Source organism: Bariatricus sp. HCP28S3_F11 (assembly GCF_052065395.1).
Lineage (GTDB): Bacteria > Bacillota > Clostridia > Lachnospirales > Lachnospiraceae > Allocoprococcus.
Genome location: NZ_JBQHUC010000023.1, coordinates 36,375 through 47,139, shown reverse-complemented (window position 1 = coordinate 47,139; position 10,765 = coordinate 36,375). Strand labels below are relative to the sequence as shown.

Below are 10,765 nucleotides of genomic sequence, written 5' to 3'. Positions count from 1 at the left end.
AATCTGTCGATTCAACCGTTCTTGAAAAATCTCTTAAAGAATTTTCAGGGTTGTTGTCTATTGTTTAGTTATCAATGTTCTTTCTTCTCTGTCTCGCGACAGCTATATTAGGTTATCACATCTTTCGACGTTTGTCAACAACTTTTTTTCACCAGACTTCTGCATACCGCCCCTGGCCTCTGTCTCAGCCCTTCTAAAATAAGTTATGACCCGTTGCCCGCCGTCTCATTTCTGAGTACTGACCAATCAACGAGTCATATCTTACCACTTCATTTTGAAATTGTCAATAATGTTTTTGTTTTTTATTTATTTCAGACAATTCAAACAATTTCATTGTTATATCGCTTCTTTCATGCTTTTCACATAGTCACTTACATATGGTACGCATTCTTCTCCATACTTTGCCACTATTTTGACAATCGCCGATCCTACAATCACTCCGTCAGCCACAGCTGCCATATCTTTTGCCTGATCCGGAGTCGCAATTCCAAATCCGACTGCACATGGAATATCGGACACTTCTTTCACTTTTCTGATCATTGCTCCAATATCGGTCTTGATTTCACTGCGCACTCCGGTTACCCCAAGCGATGATACACAATAAAGGAATCCTTCCGCCTCCCTGGCGATCATCTGGATTCTTTTGTCCGATGTTGGCGCGATCAGAGAGATTAATTCGATTCCGTATTCACGGCAGACATCTTCCAATTCTCCTTTTTCTTCATATGGCATATCCGGTACGATTACGCCGACCATTCCACATTCAACGCAACGTTCCATAAAATGCTTCTTCCCGTAACTGTAAATTGCATTTACATAAGTCATAAACACACGCGGCACATACATTTCATCTTTTATTTCTTTCATCGCGTCAAAAAGCTTGTCCGTTGTACATCCGCCTTTCAGCGCACGTTCATCTGCCTCTTGAATGACAGGTCCCTCCGCGATCGGGTCTGAGAATGGAATTCCCACTTCAATCAGATCAGCTCCTGCCTCCTGCATGGCAAGCAAGAGTTTTTTTGTTACATCCAGTGCAGGATCTCCTCCTGTGATAAATGGAATAAATGCTTTTTTATTTTTAAATGCTTCCTGAATCTTACTCATAGATTTCAACTCCTCTGTATCTTGCAATTGCAGCCACATCTTTGTCTCCGCGGCCGGAAATATTGATTACGATAATTTTGTCTTTTGACATGGTTGGTGCCAGCTTCATAGCATACGCCACCGCATGTGCACTTTCAACAGCCGGTATGATTCCTTCTGTACGTGACAGATATTCAAATGCATTAACAGCCTCTTCATCGGTGATCGGAACGTACTTGGCGCGTCCTTCTTCAGCCAGCATCGCATGTTCCGGTCCGATTCCCGGATAATCCAGACCTGCCGAAATGGAATATACCGGAGCGATCTGCCCATCTTTATTCTGGCAGAAGAGAGATTTCATACCATGGAAAATTCCTTTCGTTCCTTTCGCAATTGTTGCCGCATGTTTTTCGGTATCAATTCCCAGACCTGCAGCCTCACATCCAATCAGCTGTACCTCTTTATCCGGAATAAATTCATAAAATGCACCGATTGCATTGCTGCCACCGCCGACACATGCGATCACCGCATCCGGTAGTCTTCCTTCCTTTTCCATGATCTGTTCTTTGATTTCTTTTCCGATAACCTTTTGGAAATCCCGCACGATTGTTGGGAAGGGATGTGGACCCATGACAGACCCCAGCACATAAAGTGTGTCATCCATCCGGCTTGCCCATTCACGCATCGTCTCGTTTACTGCATCCTTGAGCGTCATAGTTCCCGTTGTAACCGGATGTACTTTGGCCCCCAGGAGTTTCATGCGATACACATTCAACGCCTGACGGTCGGTATCTTCTTTTCCCATGAAAATCTCACATTCCATATCCATAAGGGCTGCTGCTGTCGCTGTCGCAACGCCGTGCTGCCCGGCTCCTGTCTCTGCAATCACCCGTGTCTTTCCCATCTTTTTTGCCAGAAGGACCTGTCCCAGGACATTGTTGATCTTATGTGCGCCTGTATGGTTCAAATCCTCCCGTTTTAAATAGATTTTCGCTCCACCCAGATCTTCTGTCATTTTTTTTGCTTCATATAGAAGCGACGGACGTCCTGCATAATTTTTCAGCAGTTCATCCAGCTCCCGGTTAAATTCCGGATCATTTTTATATTTCTCATAGGCCTCTTCCAACTCATTCACCGCATTCATCAGCGTCTCCGGAACGTACTGGCCTCCATATACTCCAAATCTTCCTTTACTCATGTTCTCTAATCCTTTCCAAAAATTCTTTTATCTTTCCGGCATCCTTCCATCCATCTATTTCCACTGCACTGCTAACATCCACCGCATACGGATGACATACCCGTATGTTGTCTATTACATTCGACGCATCCAGCCCGCCGGCAAGGAAATATGGTTTCTTCAAATCTGGGATCATACCCTTGTCAAATGTCTTCCCACTTCCACCGTACATATCTTTTATATAAGTATCCAGCAGAAGGTAATCACACTCTGTTTTTTCTGTCTCAAGTATCTGTTCTTTCGACCTCACCCTGACAGCCTTGATCACCGGAATTTCGGGAAGCTGATTCTTCAGTTCTTTCATGTATTCTTCGTCTTCATCGCCATGGAGCTGAACCATTTGTATGATTTCCTGTATGCACAGACTGCGAATGATCTCCACATCCTCATTTACAAACACTCCGACTGCCGGAATATCTCTTCGCAATTCTTTTCGAAGCAACTTTGCTGTTTTACTGTCAACTTTCCGTTTGCTGTCTGCAAAAACAAATCCGACAAAATCGGGGTGAAATTCATTTACCATCGCAATGTCTTCTGCTCGTCTCAAACCACATATCTTTACTTTTACCATTCGGAATCCCTCCCGCGAAGAAGGCCTCCGTTCAGTTCCACGAGCATTGCTTTTTTATCCCGACTTCGCATCAGTGTCTCACCGATCAGCACTCCATTCACACCGGCTTCTTTGAGATTCCTGATATTCTCTGCATTTTGAATTCCACTTTCCGCCACAAACAATACATCCGGCGGAGCTAATTTTCTGAGGCGGACACTGTTTCCGATATCTACGGTAAAGTCTTTCAGATTCCGGTTGTTTACTCCGATGATTCTCGCCCCGGCTTCGATTGCGGACCGCATTTCCTTCTCGTCATGAACCTCAACCAGTGCAGATAATCCAAGTTCATCGCAGATATGAATATAATCCCGTACTGTTTCTGTATCCAGTATGGCACAGATCAGAAGTACCGCACTTGCGCCGAGCAATTTTGCTTCATATATCATATATTCATCCACTGTAAAATCTTTTCTCAGAACCGGAATCTTCACTTTACCGGTAATTTCTTTCAAATATACATTCTTTCCCATGAAATACTTTGGTTCCGTAAGGCAGGAGATTGCCGACGCACCTGCCTTTTCGTATTCTTCTGCAATCTTCAGATAAGGGAAATCCTCTGCAATCACTCCCTTGGACGGAGATGCTTTTTTCACTTCACAGATATAGTGGATCCCGGGTTCTTTCAACACTTTTTCAAATGGAAATCCGGTGTCCGTTTTGCATGAAAGTGCAAGTCTTCTTATCTCGTCCGGCGAAAGCTCTTTCTTTGCCTCTTCTATTCGAAGCCGTGTATATGCTGCTATTTTATCCAATATCATCCTGTTTTCCCCTATTCCTTTGCTGCTGCCTGGGTAGCATCACGGAATTCTTCGTATTTGGCAAGTGCTTTTCCGCTCGTGATCAAATCTCTTGCCATTTCAATTCCGTCAGCCAGCGTAATTCCATCGATTCCAAGGTATAAGCTCATTCCGGCGTTCATCAGTACCACATCACGTTTTGCACCGATTTCTTTGCCAGTTAAAATATCCATCGTAATCTGTGCATTTTCTTCCGGAGTTCCGCCAATCAGTTCTTCCAGCGGGCATCTGGTTAATCCAAACTGCTCGGGACTGATCGTATAGGAAGTGATTTTCCCAAACCGGATTTCATAAACATCGGTCTCGCCGGTCAGTGTGATTTCATCCAGACCATCCTCACCGCACACTGCCACACCGCGGGTCACTCCAAGATTAGCCAAAACCTGAGCCAGCGGTTCAGCCAGTTTTTTATCATAAACACCAAGAAGCTGCATCGTTGCTCCGGCAGGATTGGAAAGAGGTCCGAGGATGTTGAACACGGTGCGGACTCCCAGTTCTTTTCTGACCGGCGCCGCATATTTCATGGAAGAATGGTAAACAGGTGCAAACATGAAGCAGATTCCCGTTTTGTTCAATACTTCCTCATTCTGCTGTGCGGAAAGTGCAACCTGTATTCCCAGTTTTTCCAGAACATCTGCTGCCCCGCTCCTGCTTGAAACACTCCGGTTACCATGCTTAGCTACCGGCACACCACCTGCCGCCACGATAAATGCAGAAGTTGTGGAAATATTAAATGTTCCCACCTGATCGCCACCGGTCCCCACGATATCAATGACTTCTCTCTCCGGCTGGATCTTAATGCCTTTATCACGCATTACATTGGCAAACGCCGTAATTTCTTCGATTGTCTCTCCCTGCATACTGAGTGCCATCAGGAACCCACCCATTTGCGCCTGTGTAGCGGTTCCATCCATCATTTCCTCCATGACACCTTTTGCTTCTTCATAAGTAAGATTTTCCTTTTTGCTTAATTTTGCGATTGCTTCTCTGATCATTTCATTTACCTCCTGCGGTCTTATTTTCATATTTTACTATGCTGAACCAGATTATAAGAAAAACTGTCATAATTATCGATCAAAAGTATCATGATTCCAACACCTCCCCTGCGCATTTGATTGCGTTCATAACTGCGGCCGCTTTATTTGCCGATTCCTCATATTCTTTTTCCGGAACACTGTCGGCTACAATTCCTCCTCCCGCCTGTACATATACCTTTCCGTCTTTTTTCACTGCCATACGGATCGCGATACAGGTATCCATATTCCCTGTAAAATCAAGGTATCCCAACGCTCCGCCGTAGATTCCTCTTTCCTCACTCTCCATCTCTTCAATGATCTCACAGGCACGGATCTTCGGCGCACCGGAAAGCGTCCCTGCCGGAAGAACCGACTCAATCGCAGACAGTCCGTCACATTCGTCTTTGATATCTGCTTCCACCTGTGAACAGATGTGCATGATCTTGGAATATCTGTGGATCATCATATACTCTGTCACTCCAACAGAATTGAATTTCGCGATTCGTCCCAAATCATTTCGGCCCAGGTCCACCAGCATATTGTGCTCTGACAATTCCTTCTCATCTGCCAGTAGGTCTTTTTCCAGTTCTTTATCTTCTTCCTCCGTTTTTCCTCTCGGTCTGGAACCAGCCACAGGAAATGTCGTCACTCTGCCATTCTGGAGACGAACCAGTGTTTCCGGCGACGTACTCATGATCTCTTCTCCGTCAATATGCATATACACCATATAAGGGGATGGATTTGTCGTCCTCAGAAACCGGTATGGATTGATCAGGCTTCCTTCATACGGACTGGTAAACTGTCTGGATATAACCGCCTGGAAAATGTCGCCGTCCACGATGTATTTCTTGGTCCGTTCAACCAGTCGGCAATACTCTTCTTTTGAGACGTTGCAGGTAAATTCGATCCTGCTCGATCGCGACTTTACCGTCACTGCAGTACACGCGCATCAGAGGATCATATCCCAGGAACGAATACCTGCCCCATTTTTCCCCGCCTTCAATACTTTCCAGCAGATAATACCGTTTACTCACAGCCGCAATTTTCCGAAGCAAGGTAATCGGCGTAACAACATCTGCGTAGATTTCACGGCATACCGGAATGATGTCATAATCTGATGCAAGTTTCAGGATTTCATTACAATCTGGATACATGTACGCTCCTCCTAATTCAAAAAGTATTTGTTTTGTGGACCTTTTTTTCATAAGCATGGCACAAAAAAAGCTCCTGTCCCCTCTTAAAGGGACAAAAGCTTAAATCTTCTGCGGTACCACCCAATTTGTCAATATACTGACCACTCTGTTATGTACTAACATACATATCTATTTGATAACGGGCTAGAATCCCGTCAGCGTCTACTCGCAAATATATGATATTCTCAAAATTTGCTTTCAAGCTGCCCTCACAAGTCCATTCAGTAAAAACTCTTGCCGCTGCCTTTCCACCATCCGGCAGCTCTCTGGGAACAAATATCTTTACCTACTCCTCTTGTTCATCGGTTTAGTGTTTTAATTTACTACAGTATATTCCGATATTTCCAAATGTCAATTGATTTATTTTATTATAAATCTTCGTTTATATCAGAAAAGCCGGATCGCCTCATTGATATTTTTTACACCAATGATCTGTATGCCTTCGATGTTCTTCACACTGTCATAAGAGACAGCCGGCATGATACAGGTCTCAAATCCAAGCTTTTTTGCCTCCTGCACGCGCTGTTCCGGCATACTGACTGCCCGTACTTCTCCGCTCAGTCCAACCTCTCCGAATACAATCGTTCTCTCATCCAGTGGTCTGTTTTTATAGCTGGATACGATTGCCATCACAATTCCCAGATCGACCGCCGGCTCATTGATCTTAATTCCGCCTGCAATATTCACGTATGCATCATAGTTTGCCAACCGGTAACCGATCCGTTTCTCGAGTACCGCCATCAGCAAATTGACACGATTGTAATCCGTTCCAGCCGCAGTCCTCCTGGGTATGCCTAAATTACTTTCGCACACAAGAGCCTGTATTTCCAGAAGGATCGGCCTGGTCCCTTCCATGGAACATGCCACGACGGATCCCGACGCATGTTCCGGCCTGCCGTCCAGCATAAATTCCGATGCATTTTTCACCTCGCGCAGTCCGTCCTGACGCATTTCAAATACACCAATCTCATTGGTTGAACCGAAACGATTCTTCACCCCCCTGAGGATCCGGTACGATGCATGCCGGTCCCCTTCGAAATAAAGCACTGTGTCCACCATATGCTCCAATACTCTCGGACCCGCAACCGTACCTTCCTTCGTCACATGCCCTACAATAAATATCGTGATACACAGGCCTTTTGCAAGCTGCATCAGAGCATTGGTCGCCTCCCGGACCTGTGACACACTGCCCGGTGCAGACCCCACCTCTTCGCTGAACATGGTCTGAATCGAATCGATCACGACCGTTTCCGGTCTTTCTCTCTCGATTGCCTGACGGATCAGTTCCAGATTGGTCTCACAGAGCAAAAGCAGATGTTCCGTAAATTCTCCCATGCGCTGTGCACGCAGCTTGATCTGCCGCAGTGATTCTTCTCCCGAAATATAAAGCACCTTCTTCTCCGTGCGTGCCAGTTCACGGCAAACCTGCAGAAGCAATGTTGATTTGCCGATCCCCGGATCACCTCCGACAAGAATCAAAGAACCGGGAACGATCCCGCCTCCAAGCACACGATCCAGTTCATTAATATGAGTACTTACTCTCTCTTCTGCTTCCGTCTGCACCTGGGAAAGCGGAACTGCGCGTAGTTCCTTCCTGTCCTTCACGGCAGCCGTTTTCGCCATCGTTACCCTTTCTTCAACAAAAGTATTCCATTCCTTGCACATGGGACACTGTCCCAGCCACTTTGACTCTTCATGTCCACAATTCTGACAGAAAAAAACTGTCTTCTTCCCTTTCGCCATATTTCCTGCTTTTCCTTTCTCACGCTGCGGTTCACAGACAGATTCAATTCCAGTGACAGGAAAAGGGCTGCATCAAACAGCCCTTCTCTCAAAATCACTATGTATCCGTGTCCTATTTCTTAACGATTTCTACTTCAACGCTTTCTTTCCCTAATTCTGCACTGATACTGAGTTTTGCACTTAAATTCGTTGACATATCTCCGACATTTACATCATTCATGTAAACTGTATATTCGCTGTCCGCTTCCAGTTCCAGCGTAATCTGCGCATCCCCTTCACCGGATACTTTGAACGAAACTACATTTTCAGAGACTTTGAAATTCTCAACGGCAGTTCCCGGCACAGATTCGTATACAAACATTCCGTTTTTCTCTAATTTGGTAATCTCTTTGAACGTCTTAACTTTATATAAATCTCCCTGAAATTCAAAACCATCTTTCTTCGTCTTTTCCGCAAGACTGTAATCTCCAAAGCTAAGTGTTCCGTCAGTCTCGCTCTTAATAAGTTCCTTGATTAATGCCATTTCCATGTTCCTCCTAATGGTATTCTCTTTTGAGTTAATCTTATTATACCATATCCCTTTTCTTTTTCTAGTTGTTTATTCCCTTTGTAGTAAATTTTATTTCTTTTTTAGAAATTCCGGCTTCCACATGATCGCCCCGTTTGATTTCACCGCTCAGGATCGCCTCCGCCAGTTTATCCTCCAGCTGATTCTGCACGGCTCTTCTAAGCGGCCTTGCACCGTATTTCTTATCCGTTCCGGTTTCGACGATGTGCTTTTTCACTGAATCGCGGATCACGAGCGTGATATCCAGCTGTTCTTTTGCACGCTGTGTCACTTCCTTGCACATCAGACCCACGATCTTCTTCATATCATTCTCACCGAGCGGGTGGAATACAATAATCTCGTCAATACGATTCAGGAATTCCGGACGAAACAGCTGCTTCACTTCATCCATAACGTTAGACTTCATGCGCTTATAATCGCCCGCCACATCTTCCTGCTGCGTAAAGCCGAGCTTCTTCGGTTCAGTGATCGCTTTCGCTCCGGCATTGGAAGTCATGATGATGACTGTATTGCGGAAATCCACTTTTCTCCCCTGAGAATCTGTAATATGCCCGTCATCCAGCACCTGCAGCAGGATATTGAACACATCCGGATGTGCTTTTTCAATCTCATCAAACAGGATTACGGAATATGGATTTCTGCGCACTTTTTCACTGAGCTGTCCGCCATCATCATGTCCCACATATCCCGGAGGCGCCCCAATCATTTTTGCGACGCTGTGTTTCTCCATGTATTCTGACATATCAACCCGGATCATATCCTCTTCATTTCCAAAAAGTGCCTCTGCCAGTGCTTTCGAAAGTTCGGTCTTACCGACTCCGGTAGGCCCAAGAAACAGGAAAGAACCAATTGGCCTCTTCGGATCTTTCAGACCAACTCTTCCTCTCTTGACAGCTTTCGCCAGAGCCTTCACAGCTTCCTCCTGGCCGATGACTCTCTTCTCCAGTGTCTTTTCCAATTTTCCAAGTCTTGCCGTCTCTGTCTCGTTCAGTCTGCTCAACGGGATTCTTGTCCAGGCAGAAATCACCTCAGCCACATCCTCTTCTGTAACCGATACCTTTTTATTCTCGTGGCTCTTCTCAAACCGGGCTTTTGCCTGCTCCAGTTTCTTCATGGTTTCCTTCTGTTCCCGATGGAGGCGCGAAGCTTCTTCCATGTTCCCGGTTTTAATACAATTTTCTTTCTCGGCGCCAAGGTCCTTATAAAGTATCTCTAATTTTGCAATATTCTCCGGTACTTTGAAGCCTCTGAGCTTCACCTTGGAACAGCTTTCGTCCAACACATCAATTGCTTTATCAGGCAGAAACCGGTCATTAATATAACGGCATGACAAATGAACTGCGGCCCTCAGTGCTTCTTCTTCAATCTCCACTTCATGATGTGCCTCATATTTTTTCCGGAGCCCTTTCAGGATCACAAGGCATTTTTCCTCATCCGGCTCTTCTACCGTCACCGGCTGAAAACGCCGCTCCAGCGCAGCATCTTTCTCAATATATTTGCGGTACTCCGTCAGTGTCGTCGCACCGATCAGCTGCAGCTCTCCGCGTGCGAGAGAGGGTTTCAAAATATTTGACGCATCGATAGCCCCTTCAGCCCCACCTGCTCCGATGATCGTATGCAGCTCGTCCAGAAACAGGATCACATTGCCGGATGCCTTTACTTCCCGGATCAGCTTCTTCATACGTTCCTCAAATTCACCTCTGTATTTTGATCCTGCAATCATGCCCGGAAGATCCAGCACAAGAATCCTCTTGTCCCGCATACTCTCCGGTACGATCCCGTCTGCAATCTGCATTGCAAGCCCTTCCACGATCGCAGTCTTACCGACACCCGGCTCTCCGACCAGACAAGGATTATTCTTGGTTCTGCGGCTCAAAATCTGCATGATCCTTCCGATTTCCTCCTGACGCCCGATCACCGGATCCAGCTTGCCTTCTCTGGCCTCCTCCGTCAGATCTGTGCTGTACTGTTCGAGGATTCCTCCCTGACCTTCTCCTTCACGCTGACTTTCCATATATTCTTTCGGATCCTCACCCATAGCCTGCAGAAGATCCTGAAACACCTTTTGAATATTGACATTCAAGGTCATAAGCATTTGGGTTGCCACACAGTCACCGTCTTTGAGCATCGCCAAAAGCATATGCTCCGTCCCGATCTTTCTGGATCCGAAATGTGCCGCCTCATTCTTGCTTTCCTCCAAAATATATTCCAGTCTGGGGCTTCTTTCGATTCTTCGTCTGTCAGGTGTTCCTCCTGCCGGACTGGATATCAGCAGATCCATCGCTTTTTCCATCTGCTCTTCGTCCACTTTATTCTTGTCAAGTACCTGACCTGCAACTCCTGTATAGATTCTCTTCAATCCGAAAAGAAGATGTTCCGTCCCGATATATGGATGCCGGTTCGCCTCCGCAATCTCCTTTGCCATATTCAGCGCTTCCTGCGCCTGCTTTGTATACTGATTCTCTGTCATAACCTCGTAAGTCTCTCCTTATCTCTTATTAATCCGGTCTCACCA

Annotated in this window: 8 protein-coding genes, 1 pseudogene and 1 other annotated feature; all 9 genes and pseudogenes read right to left on the bottom strand. The window is 45.8% G+C overall.

Annotated elements, in window-relative coordinates; genetic code table 11:
* Positions 1 to 336: 336 nt before the first annotated feature.
* The 9 genes and pseudogenes from trpA to ACTNBR_RS11150 all read right to left on the bottom strand — a co-directional run bounded on the left by trpA (position 337) and on the right by ACTNBR_RS11150 (position 10,720).
* Positions 337 to 1,104 carry a tryptophan synthase subunit alpha gene (trpA, locus tag ACTNBR_RS11190; RefSeq protein WP_441018306.1) on the bottom strand — a complete coding sequence of 256 codons (768 nt, stop codon included), beginning with the start codon at positions 1,102 to 1,104 and terminating at the stop codon, positions 337 to 339.
* Entirely contained in the window at positions 1,097 to 2,281 is a 1,185-nt protein-coding gene (gene trpB, locus ACTNBR_RS11185) for a tryptophan synthase subunit beta (protein WP_441018308.1), read from the bottom strand. The genes trpA and trpB overlap by 8 nt, the downstream gene beginning before the upstream one ends.
* Positions 2,274 to 2,891 carry a phosphoribosylanthranilate isomerase gene (locus ACTNBR_RS11180; protein ID WP_441018310.1) on the bottom strand — a complete coding sequence of 206 codons (618 nt, stop codon included), beginning with the start codon at positions 2,889 to 2,891 and terminating at the stop codon, positions 2,274 to 2,276. Before ACTNBR_RS11180 ends, trpB begins: the two co-directional genes overlap by 8 nt.
* Complete coding sequence (gene trpC / locus ACTNBR_RS11175) at positions 2,885 to 3,691, bottom strand: indole-3-glycerol phosphate synthase TrpC (protein WP_427819675.1); 807 nt, start codon at positions 3,689 to 3,691, stop codon at positions 2,885 to 2,887. The genes ACTNBR_RS11180 and trpC overlap by 7 nt, the downstream gene beginning before the upstream one ends.
* An 11-nt stretch (positions 3,692 to 3,702) precedes the next feature.
* On the bottom strand, positions 3,703 to 4,725 hold the full coding sequence (trpD, locus tag ACTNBR_RS11170) for an anthranilate phosphoribosyltransferase (protein WP_441018312.1): 1,023 nt from the start codon (positions 4,723 to 4,725) through the stop codon (positions 3,703 to 3,705).
* A gap of 88 nt (positions 4,726 to 4,813) precedes the next feature.
* Positions 4,814 to 5,900 (bottom strand): annotated as a pseudogene (locus ACTNBR_RS11165) (anthranilate synthase component I family protein).
* Between the two features lie 84 nt (positions 5,901 to 5,984).
* Positions 5,985 to 6,251, bottom strand: a binding site (T-box leader).
* 75 nt (positions 6,252 to 6,326) lie between these two features.
* Positions 6,327 to 7,682, bottom strand: a complete 1,356-nt coding sequence (gene radA / locus ACTNBR_RS11160; protein ID WP_427819673.1) for a DNA repair protein RadA — start codon at positions 7,680 to 7,682, stop codon at positions 6,327 to 6,329.
* Positions 7,683 to 7,794: 112 nt separating this feature from the next.
* Positions 7,795 to 8,205 (bottom strand): endosialidase, encoded by a 411-nt coding sequence (locus ACTNBR_RS11155; RefSeq protein WP_427807022.1) that lies wholly within the window; start codon positions 8,203 to 8,205, stop codon positions 7,795 to 7,797.
* A gap of 67 nt (positions 8,206 to 8,272) precedes the next feature.
* Positions 8,273 to 10,720, bottom strand: a complete 2,448-nt coding sequence (locus ACTNBR_RS11150) for an ATP-dependent Clp protease ATP-binding subunit (protein ID WP_441018314.1) — start codon at positions 10,718 to 10,720, stop codon at positions 8,273 to 8,275.
* Positions 10,721 to 10,765 lie beyond the last annotated feature (45 nt).